The organism is Salmonella sp. JXY0409-18 (assembly GCF_020268625.1).
GTDB classification, from domain to species: Bacteria; Pseudomonadota; Gammaproteobacteria; order Enterobacterales; family Enterobacteriaceae; genus Salmonella; species Salmonella enterica.
In genome coordinates this window covers 3,414,211-3,436,647 of the sequence record NZ_CP084216.1, presented here as the reverse complement: position 1 = coordinate 3,436,647, position 22,437 = coordinate 3,414,211, and the positions used below count along the sequence as shown (strand labels likewise).

At 52.9% G+C, this 22,437-nt stretch carries 23 protein-coding genes; 15 read left to right on the top strand and 8 right to left on the bottom strand.

Translation table 11 applies throughout. The annotated features are described in order from the left end of the window. Nucleotides 1-18: 18 nt before the first annotated feature. Complete coding sequence (gene iprA / locus LDB27_RS16860; RefSeq protein ID WP_000950235.1) at nt 19-642, top strand: hydrogen peroxide resistance inhibitor IprA; 624 nt, start codon at nt 19-21, stop codon at nt 640-642. Between the two features lie 44 nt (nt 643-686). On the opposite strand, the gene ampH is transcribed toward iprA, so the two are convergent. Further along, complete coding sequence (gene ampH, locus LDB27_RS16855; RefSeq protein WP_000830775.1) at nt 687-1,844, bottom strand: D-alanyl-D-alanine-carboxypeptidase/endopeptidase AmpH; 1,158 nt, start codon at nt 1,842-1,844, stop codon at nt 687-689. A gap of 346 nt (nt 1,845-2,190) precedes the next feature. On the opposite strand from ampH, the gene sbmA reads away from it, so the two are divergent. Together sbmA and yaiW are read left to right on the top strand one after the other, a co-directional pair. Then, nucleotides 2,191-3,411, top strand: coding sequence for a peptide antibiotic transporter SbmA (gene sbmA / locus LDB27_RS16850; protein ID WP_000477024.1), 1,221 nt, complete (start codon nt 2,191-2,193; stop codon nt 3,409-3,411). A 14-nt stretch (nt 3,412-3,425) separates the two neighbouring features. Then, the gene (gene yaiW, locus LDB27_RS16845; RefSeq protein WP_001271426.1) at nt 3,426-4,520 is read left to right on the top strand and encodes a surface-exposed outer membrane lipoprotein YaiW; all 1,095 of its coding nucleotides are present in this window, start codon (nt 3,426-3,428) and stop codon (nt 4,518-4,520) included. Between the two features lie 37 nt (nt 4,521-4,557). On the opposite strand, the gene LDB27_RS16840 is transcribed toward yaiW, so the two are convergent. Continuing rightward, complete coding sequence (locus tag LDB27_RS16840) at nt 4,558-4,866, bottom strand: YaiY family protein (protein ID WP_000763139.1); 309 nt, start codon at nt 4,864-4,866, stop codon at nt 4,558-4,560. Between the two features lie 267 nt (nt 4,867-5,133). Here LDB27_RS16840 and LDB27_RS16835 point away from each other — a divergent pair, with 267 nt between their 5' ends. Continuing rightward, a complete protein-coding gene (locus LDB27_RS16835) occupies nt 5,134-5,349 on the top strand; it encodes a DUF2754 family protein (protein WP_001239240.1) in 216 nt (71 codons plus the stop codon). A gap of 25 nt (nt 5,350-5,374) precedes the next feature. Here LDB27_RS16835 and ddlA read toward each other — a convergent pair whose 3' ends face one another. Then, the gene (gene ddlA, locus LDB27_RS16830; protein WP_001096588.1) at nt 5,375-6,469 is read right to left on the bottom strand and encodes a D-alanine--D-alanine ligase; all 1,095 of its coding nucleotides are present in this window, start codon (nt 6,467-6,469) and stop codon (nt 5,375-5,377) included. Between the two features lie 77 nt (nt 6,470-6,546). Between ddlA and LDB27_RS16825 the strand changes: the two genes are divergently transcribed. The 5 genes from LDB27_RS16825 (at nt 6,547) to adrA (ending at nt 11,074) form a co-directional block, all read left to right on the top strand. Beyond that, nucleotides 6,547-7,260, top strand: coding sequence for an extensin family protein (locus tag LDB27_RS16825; RefSeq protein ID WP_000480797.1), 714 nt, complete (start codon nt 6,547-6,549; stop codon nt 7,258-7,260). Nucleotides 7,261-7,428: 168 nt separating this feature from the next. Continuing rightward, nucleotides 7,429-8,640, top strand: coding sequence for a multidrug efflux MFS transporter (locus LDB27_RS16820; protein WP_000446772.1), 1,212 nt, complete (start codon nt 7,429-7,431; stop codon nt 8,638-8,640). Between the two features lie 296 nt (nt 8,641-8,936). Then, nucleotides 8,937-9,197 carry an anti-adapter protein IraP gene (gene iraP, locus LDB27_RS16815; protein WP_001518423.1) on the top strand — a complete coding sequence of 87 codons (261 nt, stop codon included), beginning with the start codon at nt 8,937-8,939 and terminating at the stop codon, nt 9,195-9,197. Between the two features lie 352 nt (nt 9,198-9,549). After that, nucleotides 9,550-9,870, top strand: coding sequence for a phosphate starvation-inducible protein PsiF (psiF, locus tag LDB27_RS16810; protein ID WP_000705162.1), 321 nt, complete (start codon nt 9,550-9,552; stop codon nt 9,868-9,870). Between the two features lie 91 nt (nt 9,871-9,961). Next, nucleotides 9,962-11,074, top strand: coding sequence for a diguanylate cyclase AdrA (adrA, locus tag LDB27_RS16805; RefSeq protein ID WP_000484093.1), 1,113 nt, complete (start codon nt 9,962-9,964; stop codon nt 11,072-11,074). A 14-nt stretch (nt 11,075-11,088) separates the two neighbouring features. On the opposite strand, the gene proC is transcribed toward adrA, so the two are convergent. Further along, nucleotides 11,089-11,898, bottom strand: coding sequence for a pyrroline-5-carboxylate reductase (proC, locus tag LDB27_RS16800; RefSeq protein ID WP_000412193.1), 810 nt, complete (start codon nt 11,896-11,898; stop codon nt 11,089-11,091). 139 nt (nt 11,899-12,037) lie between these two features. Between proC and LDB27_RS16795 the strand changes: the two genes are divergently transcribed. From LDB27_RS16795 to ppnP, 5 genes are all read left to right on the top strand, one after another. After that, complete coding sequence (locus LDB27_RS16795; RefSeq protein ID WP_000158137.1) at nt 12,038-12,493, top strand: YaiI/YqxD family protein; 456 nt, start codon at nt 12,038-12,040, stop codon at nt 12,491-12,493. Nucleotides 12,494-12,677: 184 nt separating this feature from the next. Next, nucleotides 12,678-13,223: a shikimate kinase AroL gene (gene aroL / locus LDB27_RS16790; protein ID WP_000983571.1), complete on the top strand. Its 546-nt coding sequence runs from the start codon at nt 12,678-12,680 to the stop codon at nt 13,221-13,223. Between the two features lie 26 nt (nt 13,224-13,249). Further along, nucleotides 13,250-13,441: a protein YaiA gene (gene yaiA / locus LDB27_RS16785; RefSeq protein ID WP_001143161.1), complete on the top strand. Its 192-nt coding sequence runs from the start codon at nt 13,250-13,252 to the stop codon at nt 13,439-13,441. 250 nt (nt 13,442-13,691) lie between these two features. Then, nucleotides 13,692-14,369, top strand: coding sequence for an AroM family protein (locus tag LDB27_RS16780; protein WP_001276437.1), 678 nt, complete (start codon nt 13,692-13,694; stop codon nt 14,367-14,369). 70 nt (nt 14,370-14,439) lie between these two features. After that, nucleotides 14,440-14,724 carry a pyrimidine/purine nucleoside phosphorylase gene (gene ppnP, locus LDB27_RS16775; protein ID WP_000941953.1) on the top strand — a complete coding sequence of 95 codons (285 nt, stop codon included), beginning with the start codon at nt 14,440-14,442 and terminating at the stop codon, nt 14,722-14,724. A 37-nt stretch (nt 14,725-14,761) separates the two neighbouring features. Here the strand turns inward: ppnP and rdgC are convergent, their stop codons facing one another. Further along, nucleotides 14,762-15,673 carry a recombination-associated protein RdgC gene (gene rdgC / locus LDB27_RS16770; RefSeq protein WP_000964305.1) on the bottom strand — a complete coding sequence of 304 codons (912 nt, stop codon included), beginning with the start codon at nt 15,671-15,673 and terminating at the stop codon, nt 14,762-14,764. Between the two features lie 125 nt (nt 15,674-15,798). Between rdgC and mak the strand changes: the two genes are divergently transcribed. Beyond that, nucleotides 15,799-16,707, top strand: coding sequence for a fructokinase (mak, locus tag LDB27_RS16765; RefSeq protein WP_001219270.1), 909 nt, complete (start codon nt 15,799-15,801; stop codon nt 16,705-16,707). A gap of 19 nt (nt 16,708-16,726) precedes the next feature. Here mak and araJ read toward each other — a convergent pair whose 3' ends face one another. From araJ to sbcD, 3 genes are all read right to left on the bottom strand, one after another. Further along, nucleotides 16,727-17,899: an MFS transporter AraJ gene (gene araJ, locus LDB27_RS16760; RefSeq protein ID WP_000755629.1), complete on the bottom strand. Its 1,173-nt coding sequence runs from the start codon at nt 17,897-17,899 to the stop codon at nt 16,727-16,729. A gap of 172 nt (nt 17,900-18,071) precedes the next feature. Continuing rightward, nucleotides 18,072-21,212: an exonuclease subunit SbcC gene (sbcC, locus tag LDB27_RS16755; RefSeq protein ID WP_001530688.1), complete on the bottom strand. Its 3,141-nt coding sequence runs from the start codon at nt 21,210-21,212 to the stop codon at nt 18,072-18,074. Beyond that, nucleotides 21,209-22,411: an exonuclease subunit SbcD gene (gene sbcD / locus LDB27_RS16750; protein ID WP_001221249.1), complete on the bottom strand. Its 1,203-nt coding sequence runs from the start codon at nt 22,409-22,411 to the stop codon at nt 21,209-21,211. The genes sbcC and sbcD overlap by 4 nt, the downstream gene beginning before the upstream one ends. Nucleotides 22,412-22,437 lie beyond the last annotated feature (26 nt).

The window sequence follows — 22,437 nt, the reverse complement described above, 5'->3', positions numbered from 1 at the left end:
TTATTGCAAGGAATGCATATGTTATCTTTAAGCAAGCCACTACAGGAATTCAACAGACTCGATAAATGCCTTTCTAAGCATGGTACGCGTTTCGAGTTTGTTAACGATAAAGAGATTATCTGTTCACCTGATGAAAGTAATACCCATACCTTTGTTATTTTAGAGGGGGTTGTTTCGTTAGTTCGGGGTGATAAAGTTCTTATTGGTATTGTGCAGGCCCCCTTTATTTTCGGCTTAGCCGATGGTGTGGCGAAAAAAGAGGCACAATATAAATTAATTGCGGAGAGCGGTTGCATCGGTTATCGCCTCTCATCATCACAAACTCTCGCCATCATTGAGCAGAACCAACTGTGGCGTGAAGCCTTCTGTTGGATAGTATGGAAAAGCCAGGTACTGGAACTTCGTGACAAGCAGCTCATTGGTAATAATTCTTACGACCAGATTCGTGCGACGTTAATGACAATGATTGAGTGGGATGAAGAACTTCGCTCACGTATTGGTGTTATGAATTATATTCATCAACGAACGCGCGTATCGCGATCGGTGGTGGCGGAAGTTCTCGCAGCCCTGCGTAAGGGTAATTACATTGAAATGAATAAAGGCAAACTGATCAGTATTAACCGTTTGCCCTCCGAATATTAACAAAAATGTTGCGCCTCGTCTGATATAGCGCGAGGCGCGACGACTCAGGATGCAGGAATAGCAATCGGTTTATTGCCGCTTAGCTCAGTAACCAAATCGTTAATCCCGTCGCTCATATTGGTAAAACGCGTGAGGGGGGAACGGGTTACGACCACAAAAGCGCCAATATTATATTGTGGGATCATCGCCATATAGGTAATAAAACCGCCGCCGCCTCCTGTTTTCTGGATAATGCCAGGACGTCCGTCTTTTGGCGCCATATAGACCCAGCCCAGACCGAGCGCATCGGCTTTACCTGGTACGTCCATCCCGATGATTTTCTTTAACTGTGTGCGCTGATAAATCAACGTTTGCATACGATCGGCCTGATGGCTACGGTGATAGAAATCTGACGACAGATACTGTTGCATCCAGCGCATCATATCTCCTGGCGTAGAATAGACCCCGCCGCTGCCAATGGCTGCCAGCGTATTATTACAGGGGCTTGCGCCTTTTTCTGCCACCATCAGACGCTTACACTGATCGGGAGAGGGGGTAAACGTGGTGTCTTTCATTCCCAGCGGGCGGGTAATCTTTTCTTCAAACAGTTGCGTATAAGGTTTGCCGGAGGCGGTCGCCAGCGCGTCGGCTAGCAGGTCGAACGCCAGATTGGAATAGGCCGCCTGCGAGCCTGGCGCAACTTTTAACGTTGCTGTGGAGAGCCAGTTCCAGCGTTGTTCGCGGGTTGGCCAGACAAATACCGGACGATGCGCCGCGCCGCCGGGCTGTTCTCGCGGAAGCGCGCTGGTATGGGTCGCTAAGTTGACTAACGTAATCGGCGTGCCTTGATACGTCGGGACATGCGCGCCGGGAGGCGCATATTTGCTAAGAGGGTCGTTTAATTTTACCGTTCCCTGATCGAGCAATTTTACCAACATTTCACTGGTCATTAGCTTGGTGAGAGAAGCGATACGAATGACCGAATCAAGCTGTGGACGAACATTATTGCCCGGTCTGGTGTCACCGAAACTACGAAACACGCGTTGATTGCCGTCGATCACCACCAGCGCCATGCCCGTGGCGCCGCTACCATAAAAGATATGCTCGGCATAACGATCAACGATATCAGAGGCAAAAACCGGATCGGCAATCGGCTGAGCCGCCTGGACAGAAGTAAGTGATGCCGCAAACAGCATGGCAGTAAAAAGCAGACTACGTTTCAACGGTGATGTCCATAAGTGAAATAACGGTGGTTATGCGTATTTATACTACCCGGCGGCACATTGCAAAACGTTAAAGAGAAAAAAGTGGGTGAAAAAACGTAACGGCGAGTTTTCGTGATGAAGAATGTTTACTTTTGTGATAGAGCGCTTGTGATAACCTGATAGCGCCAGCCTGCCTGCTTAGAATGAAACTCGTCGAAACAATTCTGTTGAGCAGAAGTGCGAACTAAGCGTCACAACGTAGGTCACAATGCCTGGTTTAGCCCTTTCATTTGCGTGGGCATGGCGTGATATTGCCGCCGTTACAGCAGCCGTAATAAAGAGAAGAAGTTAGCAGGAGAGCATGATGTTTAAATCTTTTTTCCCAAAGCCAGGGCCGTTTTTCATGTCGGCGTTTGTTTGGGCGCTGATCGCCGTCATTTTCTGGCAGGCGGGAGGAGGAGATTGGGTGGCGCGACTTGTAGGGGCATCCGATGAAGTGCCTATCAGCGCAGCGCGTTTCTGGTCGCTGGACTATCTGATTTTTTATGCTTATTACCTGATTTGCGTGGGATTATTTGCAACGTTCTGGTTCATCTATAGCCCGCACCGCTGGCAGTACTGGTCGATACTTGGCACCTCGCTCATTATTTTTGTCACCTGGTTTTTGGTGGAGGTTGGCGTCGCGGTTAACGCCTGGTACGCGCCGTTCTATGATTTGATTCAAACGGCGCTCAGCTCGCCGCACAAGGTCACTCTTGGTCAATTTTATCATGAAGTGGGGGTGTTTCTCGGTATTGCGCTTATCGCCGTGGTGATCGGCGTGCTGAACAACTTCTTTGTCAGCCACTATGTATTTCGCTGGCGTACCGCAATGAATGAGCACTATATGGCGCACTGGCAGTACCTGCGCCATATCGAAGGGGCCGCCCAACGTGTGCAGGAAGACACCATGCGTTTTGCCTCTACACTGGAGAATATGGGCGTGAGTTTTATCAATGCCATCATGACGCTCATCGCCTTTCTGCCGGTGTTGGTCACCCTGTCAGCGCATGTGCCGAATTTACCCATCGTAGGGCATATCCCTTACGGCCTGGTCATTGCCGCTATAGTCTGGTCATTAATGGGGACGGGCCTGCTGGCGGTCGTCGGGATCAAATTGCCGGGGCTGGAATTTAAAAATCAGCGAGTGGAAGCCGCTTATCGTAAGGAGCTGGTCTACGGTGAAGATGACGCCAGCCGCGCCACGCCGCCAACCGTCCGTGAACTGTTTAGCGCGGTGCGCCATAACTACTTCCGTCTCTACTTTCACTATATGTATTTCAACATCGCGCGCATTCTCTATTTGCAGGTCGATAACGTTTTCGGTTTGTTCCTGCTGTTTCCTTCCATTGTTGCCGGTACGATTACGCTGGGGCTGATGACGCAAATCACCAACGTGTTTGGCCAGGTGCGCGGTTCGTTCCAGTATTTGATTAACTCCTGGACGACTCTGGTGGAGCTGATGTCTATTTATAAACGTTTACGTAGCTTTGAACGCCAGTTGGATGGTCAGCCAGTTCAGGAAGTGACCCACTCTTTTAGCTAACAGAAGGAAACGTTATGTCGGCGGCGTCCCGTCTTTATCCTCTGCCTTTTCTGGCGGTTGCCATATTGGCTGGCTGTAGTAGTCAATCCGGGCAGCCGGTGAGCAAGGGCGAGAAGCCTGTCGACGTGGCAAGCGTAGTACGTCAGAAAATGCCGGCCAGTGTCAAAGACAGAGAGGCCTGGGCGAAAGACATCGCGACAACGTTTAAGAGCCAGGGGCTGACACCGACGGTAGAAAATATCTGTTCGGTGCTGGCTGTCGCCCAGCAGGAGTCCGGTTATCAGGCGGATCCTGTCGTGCCGGGGCTAAGTAAAATAGCCTGGCAGGAGATTGATCGCCGTGCTGAACGACTACACATTCCGCTGTTTCTGGTGCACACCGCGCTGAAAATTAACTCCCCTAACGGCAAGAGCTATAGCGAACGCCTGGACACGGTAAAAACCGAAAAACAGCTTAGCGCTATTTTTGACGACTTTATCAATATGGTTCCTATGGGGCAGACGCTATTTGGCTCATATAACCCGGTGCATACGGGCGGCCCGATGCAGGTCAGCATTGCCTTTGCCGAACAGCACGCGAAAGGTTATCCGTGGAAGATGGCGGGTACGGTACGTCAGGAGGTCTTTACGCGCCGTGGCGGATTGTGGTTTGGAACCTACCATTTGCTGAATTACCCGGCGAACTACAGCGCGCCTGTTTTCCGCTTCGCCGACTTCAACGCGGGATGGTACGCCAGCCGTAACGCTGCGTTCCAGAATGCCGTCAGTAAAGCCAGTGGGGTAAAACTGGCGCTGGATGGCGATCTGATTCGTTATAACAGCAAGAAACCGGGCAAAACAGAGTTAGCGGTGCGCAAACTGGAAGGGCAGTTGGGAATGAGTGAGCGCGAAATTCGCAGCCAACTGGAGAAAGGCGATAGCCTGGCGTTTGAAAAAACGGCGCTCTACAAGAAAGTCTATAAACTGGCCGAGGCCAAAACGGGCAAGACGCTTGCGCGGGAAATGTTGCCCGGTATTCAACTGGAAAGTCCGAAGATCACGCGCAAGCTGACGACCGCCTGGTTTGCTAAACGAGTTGATGAGCGGCGGGCGCGGTGTATGGGGCGATAAATTTCGCGCTGGGATATTTTCTCCAGCGCGCTAAGGTTTATTGGTGACGGTGACGCCAGCGTAAAAACGCGGCGATAACGGCGAAAATGAGGCAGCCTGTGAGGAAGGGCACCAGGCCAAAAATCGTCCCGACGCCCAGACCAATCTCTACCCGCGGTCGACCTGTATCCTGTACCTGCATCAGATGCTCATAGATGCCCGGCGCATGAACCAGCAGGTTTAAGAGTTGCGCTCCGGCCCAGAAGCAAAACAGTACAAATATGGCGTAAGCAATATTTCCGGGCGTAGAGGAGGTTTCTCGATGCTTCCCGCTGAACAGCGATTTTGAGAGAGTGAAATCAGCCATAAAGACCTCCAGGATGATCGGCTACGATCTGGCGTTATGCCATCGGCTTACTGTGAAGTCTGACAGGTCATTGTGTTTGTCAATATCAGAATCATGGTAATTTCACATACGGAATGTATCCATCGCGTAAATTTTTGTTAGTTGTCACAAAATGATCACTTTTATCAAAATCAATTAACATTTAAGAAATTCCGTATCCCCCACAGACTCGCTCGCCAGAAGTATGCAAAAATACGTTTTTGTTGCTGTTAATACGTCGGAGTCGTTATGCGTTTGCCTGTAAAAATTCGTCGTGACTGGCACTACTATGCCTTCTCTATTGGCCTTATCTTTATTTTGAATGGCGTCGTAGGATTGCTGGGTTTTGAGGCGAAAGGATGGCAAACCTATGGCGTTGGGCTGGTAACGTGGATTATCAGCTTCTGGCTGGCGGGGTTCATCATTCGCCGGCGCGAAGATGATGAGGTAAAAGACGCCCGATAAACGTTGCGCTATCGGGCGTGCGCTATTACATCGTGGTTTTTAAGGCGTTATTCGCCGTATGGCGTTCCAGCGCCAGCTCAATCAGGCGGCTGATCAAATCGGTATAGCCCAATCCGCTCGCCTGCCAGAGTTTTGGATACATACTGATATTGGTAAAACCTGGCAGCGTATTGATCTCGTTAATCACGACCTCATTGTCTGCCGTTAAGAAGACATCGACACGCGCCATACCCGCGCACCCCAGCGTCTGATAAGCCTGGATCGCGATCGCGCGGATCTTGTCATTCACCTCGGAAGGGATCTGCGCAGGCACGACAACTTGTGCGCCGTTATCATCAATATACTTAGTATCGTAGGCGTAAAATTCGCTATTCAGTACGATTTCGCCGCAGGTACTGGCCTGTGGGTTATCGTTACCTAATACGGCACATTCGATCTCGCGCCCTTTGATTCCTTGCTCCACCACCACTTTATGATCGAATTCGAAAGCCAGCGCGACCGCCTGCTGATATTGCGCTTCGTTAGCGACTTTACTAACGCCGACCGAAGAGCCCTGATTGGCGGGCTTAACGAACAGCGGCAGTCCCAGACGGGATTCAACCTCGGCAAAACTAAACGCGTGACGATTCGTTCGGGTGAGTGTAATAAACGGGGCGATATTCAGTCCTGCATCGCGTAGCAGTCGTTTGGCGACGTCTTTATCCATGCAGGCTGCGGAGCTCAGCACGTCTGAACCGACAAACGGTAAGTTTGCGACGCGCAGCATCCCCTGCAATGAGCCGTCTTCGCCCAGCGTACCGTGGACGATAGGAAAAATAACATCTACCGTCGGTAGCGGCTGCCCGTTCTGGGCGTTAATCAACTGGTGTTGGTGTTTGCCAGGCACCTGGGCCAGACTGATTGCCGAAGGACGTAGCGCGATATGTGCCGGATCGTCTGCATTCTGCAAATAATTTTCCGCATCGTTAACATGCCATTGTCCTGCCTTATCTATCCCTAACAGCACCACGTCGAAGCGGGTTTTATCGATCGCATCAACGATATTTTTCGCTGATTGCAAAGACACTTCATGTTCCGCCGACTTACCGCCAAATACTATTCCTACCCGCAATTTCGCCATCTTAAAAACCCATTCCATCGAATGCAAAGCGTATACATTACCACGACAAAACGCGGGTTTCGCGGGCTTCTGCCATAATGTTTATGGGATGTGAGAACGGAGGCCGCGTGAGAGGTAAGGGTTTTCTGATTATTGTGCTGTTGGGCGGCATTGGCGGACTGGGATATCGTTATCTTCCCTCTTATTATAATCCTTTTGCTCCGCTACAACTTGCCGATCCGCCAGGCTGGATCACTACCTTCAAACTACAGCGCCTGACGCCGTCGCAGTGCCGGGAGCTTTTGACGGCGGCCAATCAACAGGGATTAATTTCATCACAACCTGTTGCGGATAGCACTGGTGAATGTCCCTTGTCCCATGTTGTGCGCGTCAGAGATTTTGGCCAGGTCAAACTGAGCAGCAGTTTTTTAGCCTCCTGCCCGTTGGCGCTGCGCTCCGCGCTGTTTGTCGAACAGCAGGCAAAACCTTTAACAGAAACGTGGATGAAGCGCCGCCTGACCCGCATCGAACATCTGGGCAGCTATGCCTGCCGTAATATTTATCACCGCCCGGATGCGCGTCGCAGTGAACATGCCAGCGCAGAAGCGCTGGATGTCAGCGGGTTTCAGCTATCGGATGGCCGAAAAATCACTGTTCTGCGCGGCTGGGGGCGTGAGGAGACGGGGCCCTGGTTACGCGCTATGTTAAACGCCAGTTGCCATTATTATGGCAATGGACTCGGGCCTGACTATAACGCTGCTCATGCTAACCATTTTCATCTTGGAATGCGGGGCTACGGCGTGTGTCGTTAAAGCATAAACGTCTGCCTTGCGCGGCTATATAATGTGATATGTTTCACAAAAATGATGAACGGGGAGACAAAATAGCAAAGTGTGACGTATCGCACCTCTGGAACCACCAGGAAAATGAGAGCTTGCTAAGCTAACGCGTATTTTCAGCTACTTACCGTTACGAGTCTTATGGAATCCTGGAAAGTTAATCTAATTTCCGTTTGGTTTGGATGTTTTTTTACCGGGCTGGCAATCAGCCAAATCCTGCCATTTTTACCCCTTTATATTTCCCAGCTTGGCGTCTCTTCCCATGAAGCGTTATCAATGTGGTCCGGGTTAACGTTTAGCATCACGTTTCTTATTTCCGCCATTGTGTCGCCGATGTGGGGCAGTCTCGCCGATCGTAAAGGGCGTAAACTGATGCTATTGCGCGCGTCGCTCGGGATGGCGATAGCTATTCTACTGCAGGCATTCGCGACCCATGTCTGGCAACTTTTCCTGCTGCGCGGAATCATGGGGTTAACGTCAGGCTATATCCCCAATGCCATGGCGCTGGTAGCCTCTCAGGTACCGCGCGAACGTAGCGGCTGGGCGCTCAGTACGCTTTCTACCGCGCAAATCAGCGGCGTTATCGGCGGGCCGTTAATGGGCGGCTTTGTCGCGGATCATATCGGGCTGCGGGCGGTATTTCTGATTACCGCCATGCTGTTGGTGGTGAGCTTTCTGGTCACGCTATTTTTAATTAAAGAAGGCGTACGTCCGGTCATCAGGAAAAGCGAACGCCTGAGCGGTAAAGCCGTTTTTGCGTCGTTACCTTATCCTGCGCTGGTGATCAGTTTGTTTTTTACCACGATGGTCATTCAACTCTGTAATGGTTCCATCAGTCCAATCCTGGCGCTGTTTATCAAATCAATGATGCCGGACAGTAATAACATCGCCTTTCTTAGCGGGTTAATTGCCTCGGTGCCCGGTATCTCCGCGCTTATCTCCGCGCCTCGCCTGGGAAAACTTGGCGACAGAATCGGCACGGAAAGAATTCTGATGGCCACGCTTATCTGCGCAGTGCTGCTTTTCTTCGCGATGTCCTGGGTCACCACGCCGTTCCAGTTGGGGCTGTTGCGTTTCTTGTTAGGCTTTGCCGATGGCGCGATGTTACCCGCCGTACAAACGTTATTGGTGAAATACTCCAGCGATCAAATTACCGGACGTATTTTTGGTTACAACCAGTCATTTATGTACCTGGGCAACGTGGTTGGGCCGTTGATGGGCGCGACGGTATCGGCGATGGCCGGTTTCCGCTGGGTTTTTATCGCTACGGCGGCGATCGTGTTGATCAATATTGGGCAACTGACCCTGGCGTTACGTCGTCGGCGTAACGCGCAAAAAGCGAAAGGCCAATAGCGGTGCATCGTAACGGCGCTTCTGCCGTTACGATATGGTTTAAATTAAAAGATATATTCTTTATCCGTGAAGTTTTTCTATAGATGGCATAACCTTAAATTATGATATAGCGTGATTATTGTTTTTTGATGGTTTATTATCGTCTCGTTTTCGGTCTGAGAAACGTTTCGCTGCGGCGACAGTGATAATTATTTGTGTAAAGTTCTTCCTGTATCATAAAAATAGTACTTTCAGCCTCTAGGCAGTGGTTCTTCATAGTGATAACGTCACCCTGGAACTAATAAGGAAATATGGTCATGAAAAATCTCATAGCAGAGTTGTTGCTTAAGCTAGCCCAAAAAGAAGAAGAGTCGAAAGAACTGGTTGCTCAGGTAGAAGCGTTAGAGATTATCGTCACAGCAATGTTACGTAACATGGCGCAAAACGAGCAGGAGATGTTGATACGTCAGGTAGAGGGGGCACTTGAAGGCGTAAAGCCGGATGCCAGCGTTCCTGATCACGATACGGAATTGCTGCGCCAATATGTAAAAAAGTTGCTGAGACACCCCCGGCACTAATCGTATTTAAAACAACACAGTTGTTATAACGTTACTTTTATAAAATAGCCCTGGCCGCTTCGTTTTTATTTTGCTCTGTATTAACCAGAAGAAAATAAAAACGAAGCGGCTATGGTAATAACAGTGTAACGCTATGCGCTGTTCTTCTGCATCCTGCCAGTGTGACTGTGGATAATCGAATTGCACATTAGCCTACGGTTTGTCAATCAATAAAACATCTATTGCTCACGGTAAGTAATACTTTTACAACCGGGTGGTATTTTTGCCAGTAACAGCCAGACTTATATAAAGTCCCTGGGATATTTCCCAAAGGGACAACGTGTAATGTGTACACTGACAAAAGGATGGTGCTATGAAAATAACATTACTGGTGACTTTACTTTTTGGCCTGGTCTTTTTAACCGCCGTCGGCGCAACCGAGAAACCGTTAACGCCGCAACAGCAGCGCATGACAACCTGTAATCAGCAGGCGACAGCGCAAGCGTTGAAAGGCGATGCGCGTAAAACCTACCTTAGCGACTGCCTGAAAAACAGTAAGTCAGCCCCTGGCGAGAAAAGCCTGACGCCGCAACAGCAGAAAATGCGTGAATGCAATGTTCAGGCGACGGAACAATCCCTGAAAGGCGATGACCGTAGCAAGTTTATGAGCGCCTGCCTGAAAAAAGCGGCGTAGTGCTATCGGGTGAGCCCTGAAAAACACTCACCCGAAATTTCATACTCCCTCCATGCGCTCTGTTTCTATAATTTGGGAAAATTGTTTCTAAATGTTCCCAAAAATAATGAATGATGAAAATTTTTACCGAAAAGCAGTTGAACAGGCGGTAGCGCCGCCTGACCCTCCTGATGATCGTCAGCGCTCCGGGTTGCGCTTCGCCCGGCGCATCAGGCTACCGCGCGCGGTGGGGTTAGGGGGGATGTTTTTACCGGTGGCCGCCGTGTTAGTGACGCAACCTGTCTTTGGCGGCTGGTGGCTGTTGCTGGTCGGCTGGTCTTTTGTCTGGCCGCATCTGGCGTGGCAGTGGTCGGCGAAAGCCCTTGATCCGCTACGTCAGGAAATTTACAACCTGAAAGTGGATGCGATCCTCTCCGGCATGTGGATCGCGCTGATGGGCGTCAATATGTTGCCTGCCGCCGCGCTGTTTATGATGATGAGCATGAATCTGATGGGGGCTGGCGGGCGGCGGCTATTCACTGCCGGAATGGGGCTTTTGCTGGCGTCATGTCTGGTGACGTTGCAGCTTACCGGGCTACCCGTCGCGATGCGAAGCTCATCGCTGGAAGTCACGCTCTCTTTGCCCGTCATTATGTTGTATCCGCTTCTGTTCGCCTGGGTAAGTTATCAAACGGCCATTAAATTAGCGGAACATAAGCGACGCTTGCAGGCGATGAGCTCGCGGGATGGCATGACCGGCGTCTATAACCGACGCCACTGGGAAATTTTATTACGTAATGAATTCGATCACAGCCGACGCCACCATCGGGAGGCGACATTGTTGATTATCGACATCGATCATTTTAAGAGCATTAACGACACCTGGGGGCATGATGTTGGGGATGAGGCTATTATCGCCCTGACGCGTCAATTACAGATAACGCTACGCGGGAGTGATATTATCGGGCGCTTTGGCGGCGACGAATTCGCGGTGATTATGTGCGGAACGCCGGCAGACAGCGCGATTACCGCCATGTCGCGAGTGCATGAACGGCTAAATACCTTACGCTTGCCGGGCGCGCCGCAGGTCATGTTACGTATCAGCGTGGGCGTGGCGCCGTTAACGCCACAAATCGGTCATTATCGGGAATGGTTAAAGTCTGCGGATATGGCGCTTTACAAAGCAAAGAATGCCGGACGTAACCGCACCGAAGTGGCGGCATGACGTCCAGCCGGGCCTCAGGATTTACTGAGCGCCTCTGATTTTTCCATACACTTCGTCATCGCTTCTATTACCGCAGCGCGGAAGCCACGTTCTTCCAGAACGCGTACGGCTTCAATCGTCGTTCCGCCAGGCGAGCACACCATATCTTTCAGTTCGCCGGGATGTTTTCCGGTTTCGAGTACCATTTTCGCCGATCCCATGACGGCCTGCGCGGCGAATTTATAAGCCTGAGCGCGAGGCATACCGCCCAGAACGGCAGCGTCCGCCATCGCCTCGATAAACATAAAGACATAGGCCGGCGAAGATCCGCTCACGCCAACCACCGGATGGATCATCGGCTCAGCAATCACTTCCGCCTCGCCAAAGCAGCGGAAAATATTCAGGACATCAGCCGTATCTTCCGGTGTGACCAGCGCGTTGGGCGTGACGGAGGTCATTCCTGCGTTAACCAGCGACGGCGTATTCGGCATAGCGCGAATGATTTTACGGTCGTGTCCCAGCGCGCGCGCAAGCTGATCAAGCGTTACGCCTGCGGCGATAGAGACCACCAGAGAGTCTTTGTTCAGGCTGGAGGAGATTTCACTGAGCACTTTCACCATAATGCCCGGTTTTACCGCGCCGAAAACGATATCCGCGACCTGAGCGACCTCCTGCGCGCTTTGCGCCGCATTAATGCCGTACTGGTCATGCAGGGCGGCAACTTTATCGGGGGAGGGGGTGTAGACCCAGATCTGACCGGGAAGTACCTGACCGCTGGCAATCAGTCCGCCAAGAATAGCCTTGCCCATATTACCGCAGCCAATAAAACCGATTTTCTTCTCCATCTCGTCACTCCCTATGTTTGTGTGTTATGGGGAATGGTTAGCTTAACGCGGATTGAAAACGGGCAGAAGGAGAAACAGCACTTTGATGAAAGACAAAAGCGCGAGACAATAAAAGATTGTATACCGTACGGGAGACATTATGACCATCTGGGTGGATGCGGATGCGTGTCCGAATGTCATTAAAGAAATTTTGTACCGCGCCGCCGAGCGGATGCAGTTGCCGCTTATTCTGGTTGCCAATCAGGCCTTGCGTGTGCCGCCTTCGCGTTTTATCCGCACGCTCCGCGTGGCCGCCGGGTTTGACGTGGCGGACAATGAAATTGTGCGTCAATGCGAAGCGGGCGATCTGGTGATTACCGCGGATATTCCGCTGGCGGCTGAAGTGCTGGAAAAAGGCGCTGCGGCTCTTAATCCCCGGGGAGAACGCTATAGCGACGCCACGATTCGCGAACGTCTGACGATGCGTGACTTTATGGACACGCTACGCGCCAGCGGCGTACAAACGGGGGGACCAAACACTCTCTCGCCGCGCGATCGTCAGCATTTTGCCGCCGAGCTGGATAAGTGGTGGCTGGAAAGCCAGCGTAAAAAATAAATCGTGTAATGAAAAATTTACAGTTTATTCATTTCTGATTCTTGCTATAGTACTAATATTGTGACTTTAGTACTTTAATGTAAATTATTGTTTACATTTATGCGTTGTACTAGTTAGATGATATGATTATAACATTGCTGATATCAAATCCTGCGTATGCGCAGTTCCTGGGGGAACGCCTGCTATGATGCAACCTCTTTATCTTGTTGGCCCGCGGGGCTGTGGGAAAACCACCATCGGTATGGCGCTGGCGCAGGCAACCGGTTTTCGGTTTGCAGATACCGACCGCTGGCTGCAATCGCACGTGCAGATGAGCGTCGCTGATATCGTTGAAAAAGAAGGCTGGGGAGGGTTCCGCGCCCGGGAAACCGCGGCCCTGGAAGCGGTAAGCGCGCCTTCGACTGTTGTGGCGACGGGGGGCGGTATTATTCTCACGGAGTATAACCGACGTTATATGCACCGTGTTGGCGTAGTGATTTATCTGTGCGCGCCGGTATCCACGCTGGTTAACCGGCTTGAGGCTGAACCTGAAGCGGAGCTGCGCCCGACCCTCACCGGCAAGCCGTTGAGCGAAGAGGTTCGGGAAGTGCTTGAGCAGCGTGACGCGTTGTATCGCGAAACGGCGCATTACATTATTGACGCGACGAAAACGCCGGCCCAGGTCGTTTCTGAAATTATTGCGGCGTTGCCGCCGTCGACGCAACGGTTACAGGGAGATGTCTATACTTAACGCTCACCCAGAATAAAGGAAACGCTATGCCAACCAGACCACCTTATCCGCGGGAAGCTTATATCGTCACCATTGAAAAAGGCACGCCGGGCCAGACGGTGACGTGGTATCAGCTACGGGCTGATCATCCGAAACCTGATTCGCTCATCAGCGAGCATCCGACCGCAGAAGAAGCGATGGATGCGAAAAAACGTTACGAAGATCCGGATAAATCATAGACGCATGAACCACTCGGAAGGGATTCCGGGTACCCCTAAATTGTATCTCCATCACATTCTTGAAACATTTATACTGGCAACTAAAACCGTAAATTAAGCGATAACAATACAATATTGGAGTTATTTGGAATCTTTACACAATACGTTGCTCATCTGCTGCTACGCTTTCTGAGATTTGTAGGGCAGGTAGCGCGGTGAGCGTGTGAATATTTGCCCGGGAATTACGACGAAGTAATAAGGTGGAATAAAAATGAGTGCGTCGTTGGCAATCCTCACAATCGGCGTTGTGCCAATGAGCGAAGTGTTACCGCTTCTGACGGAATACATCGACGAACAACACATCACCCATCATAGCCTGCTGGGAAAAATGAGCCGGGAAGACGTTATGGCGGATTACGCTGTAGAGCCTGGCGACGATCCGCTTTTGACGTTGCTGAATGATAACCAGATAGCCCATGTTTCCCGCCAGAAAGTGGAGCGAGATTTACAGAGCGTTGTCGAGGTGCTGGATAACCAGGGTTATGACGTCATTATACTGATGAGCACCGCGGCGATTAAAAGTATGGCAGCCCGTAATTCTATTTTGCTTGAACCGCTGCGTATTATTCCACCGCTTGTCGCCTCTATTGTGGATGGGCATCAGGTGGGCGTGATTGTGCCTGTTGCAGAACTTCTGGCGGCCCAGGAGAAAAAATGGCAGGTATTGCAAATGCCGCCGGTGTATTCGCTGGCGAATCCGGTTCACGGTTCTGAGCAACAGTTAATTGATGCCGGGCAGGCGCTATTGGATCAAGGCGCGGACGTCATTATGCTGGATTGTCTGGGTTTTCATCAGCGTCATCGGGATATTTTACAGCAGGCGCTGGATGTGCCGGTTTTACTCTCTAATGTTTTGATTGCGCGGTTAGCTTCAGAACTGCTTGTCTAATTTTACGTGACAGGCCGAACGTCAGGACTCTATATTGGGTGTTAATTTAATAACGAGACGGGGCCTGATTATGCTACAAAGTAATGAATACTTTTCCGGGAAAGTGAAGTCTATTGGATTTACCAGCAGTAGCACCGGCCGGGCCAGCGTTGGTGTGATGGCGGAAGGGGAGTATACCTTTGGCACCGCCGAACCCGAAGAGATGACGGTTGTGAGCGGCGCGTTGAAGGTACTGTTGCCGGGAACTGTCGAATGGAAAGTGTATACAGCCGGTGAGGTGTTTAACGTGCCTGGCCACAGCGAGTTTCATCTACAGGTTGCTGAGCCCACCTCGTATCTGTGCCGCTATTTGTAACGGTGAGTCCCCTCTCCGGCGGAGAGGGACCCTCTGGTTAGCGCTGCGCTTCGCCGCCTAATCCTTCCACCAAGCTTTGAATCAGCGCCGCCAGCTCGCCGGTCATCAGGATAAAGTCCGCGTCAAAACGTTGGGCAAAATCTTCCCGGTCGATATCTTCGTTCTGATCGCGCAGCTCGTCGCAGAATTTCAGACGCTTAATGGAGCCGTCGTCGCACATGACGAATTGAATACGCTGCTGCCAGTCGAGCGCCAGCTTCGTGACCACTTTACCCGCTTCAATATGAACGGCGATCTCGTCGCTGACCAGATCCTGCTTTTTCGCGCGGATCACGCCGCCATCTTCCAGCATCGCTTTCAATTCGGCTTCGTCCAGCAACTGGAAACCCTGAGCGACCGTACCGGAGCGCACCCACTCGGTGAGCGTCAGCTCAATCGGGTTTTCCAGCGCCAGCGGGACGACCGGCAGCGAGCCAAGACTTTTACGCAGTAGCGCCAAAGTATCTTCCGCTTTTTTCGCGCTGGCGCAGTCAACCATAATCAGGCCGTTAACGGTATCAATCCACATCATTGTCTGACTGAAGCGGCTAAACGCGCGCGGCAGCAACGAATGCAACACTTCATCCTTCAGGGAATCTTTTTCCGTCTTCTTCAGCTTGCGTCCCTGATCGGCTTCCAGTTTCTGGATTTTCGCCTCCAGAGCCTGTTTGATCACTGGCGATGGCAGGATTTTCTCTTCTTTGCGCGCGCAAATAATAATTTGGCCATTGGCGGTGTGCGTTAACGCATCGCTGTGAGAGCCCATCGGCGGAACCCAGCCCATTTTGGCCATATCCTGGCTACCGCATGGGGTAAACGTCATTGAGGCGAGCTGTTTCTCCATCTCTTCGGCGCGTAATGTAATATCGCGGCTAAGACGGTAAACCATTAAATTTTTGAACCACAGCATGATAATTTCCACGGCCTTGTCGTTAAATCCAGGCGGTATAGTAACGAATTGTCGGCAGGCTTGCATTGCCAATCAGAACGGTGAATTCTACCCTGTTGATATTCCCAAAAAATGAGGAGCGGTATGTGCGTATTGGTATCGATTTAGGCGGCACAAAAACGGAAGTCATTGCGCTTGATGATGCAGGAGAGCAGCGGTTTCGCCATCGTCTGCCTACGCCGCGGGAGGATTATCAGCAAACGATAGAAACCATCGCTACGCTGGTCGACATGGCGGAACAGGCGACCGGCCAGACCGGCAGCGTTGGCATTGGCATTCCCGGTTCTCTCTCGCCTTACACCGGCGTGGTAAAAAACGCTAACTCTACGTGGCTTAACGGCCAGCCGTTCGATAGCGATGTGAGCCGTCGTCTGAAGCGTGAAGTGCGGTTAGCCAACGATGCCAATTGCCTGGCGGTATCAGAGGCGGTAGATGGCGCGGCAGCGGGGGCGCAAACGGTATTTGCGGTGATTATCGGTACCGGGTGCGGCGCGGGCGTAGCGCTAAATGGCCGGGCGCACATCGGCGGCAACGGTACGGCAGGTGAATGGGGCCACAATCCGTTGCCGTGGATGGATGACGATGAGTTGCGTTACCGCGAAGAAATTCCCTGTTATTGCGGTAAACAAGGCTGTATCGAAACCTTTATTTCCGGTACGGGATTTGCCACGGATTACCAGCGTTTGAGCGGTAAAGCGCTAAAAGGCGATGAGATTATTCGTCTGGTCGACGCGCAGGACGCCGTGGCGGAACTGGCGTTAAGCCGTTATGAGCTGCGGCTGGCGAAAGCATTATCTCATGTCGTGAATATTCTGGATCCGGATGTCATTGTGCTGGGCGGTGGTATGAGCAATGTTGAGCGCCTGTACAAGACGGTTCCGTCGCTGATGAAATCGTTTGTTTTTGGCGGCGAGTGCGAGACGCCGGTACGTAAGGCGCGGCATGGCGATTCGAGCGGCGTGCGCGGCGCGGCCTGGCTGTGGCCGCTGGCGTAACGTTTTTAGCCGGATGGCGTCATCCGGCAACCGGCGTGACCGATGGCTGCTTGTGTTTTAGACGTCCGTATACCAGCAACGACGACATGGCGGAAAACGAGAGCAGGGCGGCGGGAAGCGCCACGTAGTGGTACGCAAAACCTAGCGTCAGCATCAGTCCGCCGCACCAGGCGCCAATCGCGCTACCGAGATTAAAGGCGATTTGCCCTCCCGCCGCGCCCAGCAGTTCGCCGCCTTTGGCGTTTTGCAGCAGCAGGATTTGCAGCGGCGCAGAGAGCGCAAACAGACCAGCGCAGCAGATAAACGCGAAAGTCAGCGATGCCGTTTTGTATCCGCTGAAGAAAAAGAGCGCCATGAGAGAGAGCACGATAATGAGGTCAGTCACTACCGCGATGCGCAGCGGAGTATATCTGCCGGAGAGTTTGCCGCTTAACAGATTGCCTAACACCATCCCCAGCCCGACCAGCATCATAATAAACGTCATGCTCGTCTCCGAAAAACCGGAGATGTACATCATAAATGGCTTGATATAGCTGAACCAGGCAAAAACGCCCGCATTGCCGAACATCGTGGCGGCGAAAATGAGCCACGGTGCAGGACTACGCAAGAAGTGGAACTGCTCGCGCAGGCTGCCTTGGGCTTTGTCACGGATATCCGGCACCCAGAAGAAAATTGCGGTGAGCACAGCGATGTTGAAAACCGCGATCAATAAAAAGGTGTAGCGCCAGCTAAATTCCTGGCTCAGGTAAGTGCCGACCGGAATGCCCACCAGATTCGCCACCGTCATTCCTGAAACCATACCCGCGACGGCGGCGGTGACTTTCCCGGGGCGGATAATCTTTGACAGGACAATGGCGCCGACGCCAAAAAAGGCGCCGTGCGGAAAGCCGGAAACCAGTCTGCCGACGGCGAGCATCAGATATGACGAGGAAAAGGTAAATATGGCATTGCCCATCACGCACAGCGTGACCAGAAACAGCAGTATATGTTTAAGCGAAAAGCGGCTGGAAAAGAGCGCCATAACAGGCGCGCCCAGCACGACGCCGAAGGCGTAAAACGAGATCATATGCCCGGCGGCGGGAATCGTTATCCCGACATCGCGTGCCAGCTCCGTCAGCACGCCCATAATGCCAAACTCGGCCATCCCCAGTCCGAACGTACCCAGCGCCAAAGAAAAAATAACTTTTTTCATACCACCTGCCGAAAATAAAGGCGCATGTTGCGCGCTGTGGCTGTGAATTGTCACAGCCAATCAACGTATAGCTTGCGGATAAGCGCGAGGTAATACCATTCCTTATCCGTCTTTGTGTATTCATTATTATGCTATGTCATGACGGTATGCTGTGCGCAGGATGACACTCGCGTTACTCCACGGCAAACGCTTTGTCCAGTTTGCTATAACCAAGCCCATTGATTTTTTTCACTTTTATCTGCACGGGGATACGTTCTTTCATGGCTTCCACGTGGCTAATCACACCGATGGTCTTCCCGCTGGCATTCAGCGCGTCGAGCGCATCCAGCGCGGCGTCCAGCGTTTCGCTATCAAGCGTGCCGAAGCCTTCGTCGAGGAACAAAGAATCAATGCGCGTTTTATGGCTGACCAAATCTGATAACGCCAGCGCCAGCGCCAGGCTGACCAGGAAGCTTTCGCCGCCTGATAACGTTCGCGTATCGCGCACGGCGTCGGCCTGCCAGGTATCGACAACCTCCAGTTCCAGCGCGTCGCTGGCTTTGCGCTGCAATAAATAACGGCCATGCAGGCGGGTGAGCTGATGATTCGCCAGCCAGACCAGATTATCCAGCGTCAGTCCCTGGGCGAATTTGCGGAACTTATCACCTTCTTTAGAGCCGATCAGCGCATTGAGATAGCCCCAGTCTTCCACTTGCTGAGAGGCTTGCTTCATTTCCGCCATCAGCGCGCGTTGGCGCTGCCGATTATCTGCATCCTGTTTAATTTGCTGGCGGATTTCCCCCTGGCGTGTCGTGTTCTCGCGCAGTTGTTGCGCCAACTGCGCCAGCCGCTGCGCGAGCTGCTCTGCCGTACACGTTGGGTCCAGACCGGCGGGCGGCTGTTGCTGATGGTCAGCCAGCGCCTGCGCGGACTGCGCGCTTAACGCCTTCGCTTGTTGTAGCTGACTTTCCAGCGTTTGTTGTTGTTTTTCCAGACGGGTCACGGTCTCTTCATCCAGCAACGCCGCCAGGAACGTTGCCTGGCGGTCAAACGGGCTATTTTTTAACGCCGCATCAAAGTGCGCTATCGCCTCGGTGGCGCGCTGCTGTTCCTGCGTCGTCTGTTCCTGCAGGGTTTGCAACTGGCTTTGTAATGACACGCACTCATCATGCGCCTGCCGCCAGTTATCCAGCGGCACGTCGTCGTCGGAATCCGCGGTATCCGTTTGCGGTAGCGTCTCCAGCAACGGGGCAAGCCTGTCGATCTGCGTTTGCAAATCCGCGAACTCTGTCTGACGCTGTTGCCATATTTTCGCTTCGTCGGCGCGCTCATTCAGCCACGAAGCCTCGTTTTCTGGCGCAGGAAGGGAAAGCGTATACTGCGCCAAATCAGCCGTCAGCGAGGCCTGACGCTGCGCAATCTGCGCGGTAAAGCGCGCTACTTGTTCAGTATGCGCCGCGATTTGCGTTTGTAGAGCATGACGCTGGCTGAGCTGATCCAACTGTTGCTCATGCTCTTCCGCGGCGGTCAACCAGCCCGCGAGGTCTTCTTGCGGCTGGAGCTGAACGCCCAGCGTAGCGCACAGCGTTTGCCATTCCTCAGTAAGCGCTTGCTCCTCCTGCAACAACGACTGCGCCTCGCTTTCATCCCGCTGTAATTGTTGCGTTAAGGCATCTAACTGTCCTCGCAGCGCCGCGCCTTCTTCCGCCAGCGTTTTGACCTCTTTTTCCAGCGCGTCGCGGCGGGTTTGATTCGCGCTCAGTTCCAGCGCCTGATAGGCGGCGATGGCCGGGTGTGTCGTCGAGCCGCAAAGCGGACACGGCTGGCCGGACTGTAAGTGCGCCCGCTGGCTTTCCAGATCTTTGATGCGCGCCTCCTGCTCGCAAATAGTGCGAACGTCCGCAAGCTCCTGCGCTTTAGTCTTATAACTCAGGCGCTTATCCGCCAGACGTTGGGTGTATTGCGCCTGCTCCTGATGATGACGCGCGATAGCTGCCTGTAGCTGCGCCTGACGCTTTTGTTTCGGGACAATTTGCCCCTGAAGCGCGGCGAGACGATGGCGTAGCGGACGCTGTCGGGTATGCAATGCTCTGGCTTCCGCTAGCGCCTGTGGCGTGAGGTCGAGCGTGAGCGGCGGTAGCGCATCACGCTGACGCGTATCGCTCAGCAACTGCTGTTGCCATTGGCTCAGTTGCGCCCGGTCGTGGGATTGTTGTGTTAACAATGCTCGCCAACCCGCCAGTTCGCTGCGCCAGACGCGGATGCCGTCGTGTTCCGCCAGCCATGTCTTCAACCGCTGCCCTGTGGCGTTCAGTTGGGTGAATTGTCGATGCGCGCAGGAGCGGATACGCTGGCGCAGGCGATACGCACTTTGTAAGCGAGCATTCACTTCATCACTGTGTTGGCGAACACGCTCAACGGCGCGGGTTTGTTCCTGAATGCGCTCCCAATGCGGGCGCAACTGGCGAGCAGGTTGCGCCAGCGTCAGCGCCGCGAGCTGCGGCTGCGCTTTTTCTCGCGCCTCTTGTGCCGCGTACAGCGCCTGCTGCCGGGCGTGTAATTCAGTGTGGAGTTCGTTTTTTCGGGTCAGCCAGTGAAGGTGCTGCTGCTGTCCCTGCTGGCTGGCCAGCAGGCGTTTCTCTTCGTCAGTAAGCGCCTGCAAACTGGCTTCCAGTTGCTGTAACTGTTCGTCCGCCAATAGGGCGACGCCGCTGGCCTGCGCTTGTAGCTTTTCCAGTTCGAGACGGGCTGATTTATGTTTTTCAAATACCTGTGCGGAGATCTGCCCGTAAATCTCAGTGCCGGTGAGCTCCTCCAGAAGCTCTGCGCGCTCTTTCGCTTTGGCGTTAAGAAAGGCGGCGAACTGCCCCTGTGATAACAACATCGAACGGGTGAAGCGCCCGTAGTCCAGCCCGGTCAACGTGGCGATCATCTCCAGTTTATCCTTTACCTTATCGGCAAAGATCTTTCCGTCTGAACACCGCGCCAGCTCCACGCGTGGGGCCTGGAGATTGCCGTCAGGCTGATTTCGGGCTCGGTTCTGGCTCCAGAACGCGCGCCAGGTCTCGCCTTTTACCTCAAACTCCACTTCGGCCAGACATTCCGCCGTATCGCGCGTCATCAAATCGTTTTGCGACTGCGATACCGTATTCAGGCGCGGCGTTTCGTGGTACAGCGCCAGACAGATGGCGTCAAGCAAGGTGGTTTTTCCCGCTCCGGTCGGGCCGGTAATGGCGAATAACCCGTTACTGGCAAACGGTTCGGCGGTAAAGTCGACCTTCCATTCACCTTTCAGCGAGTTCAGGTTTTTCAGACGCAAACTGAGAATTTTCATGCCTCATGCTCCTCATTCAACGCGTAGAGCGTGCTGGAAAAGAGCTGATTCAGGCGCTCGCGCTGCGGGGGATCTAACGCTTCCAGCGCCAGACGCCGCGCAAAAACCTCCTCCACGCTAAGCTCGCTTAATGTTTCCCGCCGCTCGTTCGCCAGCGAGCGCTCGCGCTGTTCGCGGCTACGGCGCACCAGTAATACCTCTACGGGTAGCGACTCCGTTAGCGTCTGTATTCTGCGTTGGATATCGTGCAGATAATCATCGGTGGTGATTTCAATATCCAGCCAGACGGGGGGTGATTGCTCCACGCCGCGCCACTGCTCAAGCTGTTCGGTAATTGACGCCAGGTCGCCTTTTAAAACCGCCAGCGGTTGAGTCACGGGGACAGCCAGACTTTCGGTACTTTGCCATTTCCCCTGCTCGAAGGTCACCAGATGCACGCATTTGCTTTTGCCGCACTCATCAAAGCTGAGGGCGATGGGTGAGCCGCAATAGCGGATATGCTCTGTGCCGCCGACACATTGCGCGCGGTGAATGTGTCCCAATGCGATATAATCCGCTGGGGGGAAATGCTGCGCCGGAAAGGCATCCAGCGTACCGATATAAATGTCGCGAACCGCATCGCTTTTGCTGGCGCCGACGGTGGTTAAATGCCCCGTCGCGATAACCGGCAGCTTTCGTTCGCCGCGTAGCTGGCACGCTTCCCGATATTGCTGTTGATAATAATCGGCAATCGCATGAAGAAGTTGCTGCTGTTTCTCGCTGCCGGATAATCCCGCCTGACTGGTAAGAATGTCGCGCGGGCGCAAAAAGGGAATGGGGCACAGTACGGCGCCTGGAGAACCGTCGCGACGATGAAGTAGCTGCGGCGCATAGCCCGCGCTGGCGATCACGGTTGTATTGAGAAACGCCAGAATGTCGCGCGACTCGTTTAGCGTGGCGACGGAATCATGATTACCGGCCAGCACCACCAGATGACAGCCCGTTTGCTGTAAATTAACGACGAAACGGTTATAAAGTTCTCGGGCATAGCTTGGCGGCGAACCGGTATCAAAAATATCGCCAGCGACAATAATGGCATCCACCTGATGGGCCTGCGCGGTCTCCAGCAGCCAGTCCAGAAAAGCCTGATGCTCCGCGGCGCGGCTTTTACTGTAGAAATTTTGTCCCAGATGCCAGTCAGAGGTGTGGAGGATGCGCATAATTGTTCCATGCAAAAAAAGCGTGA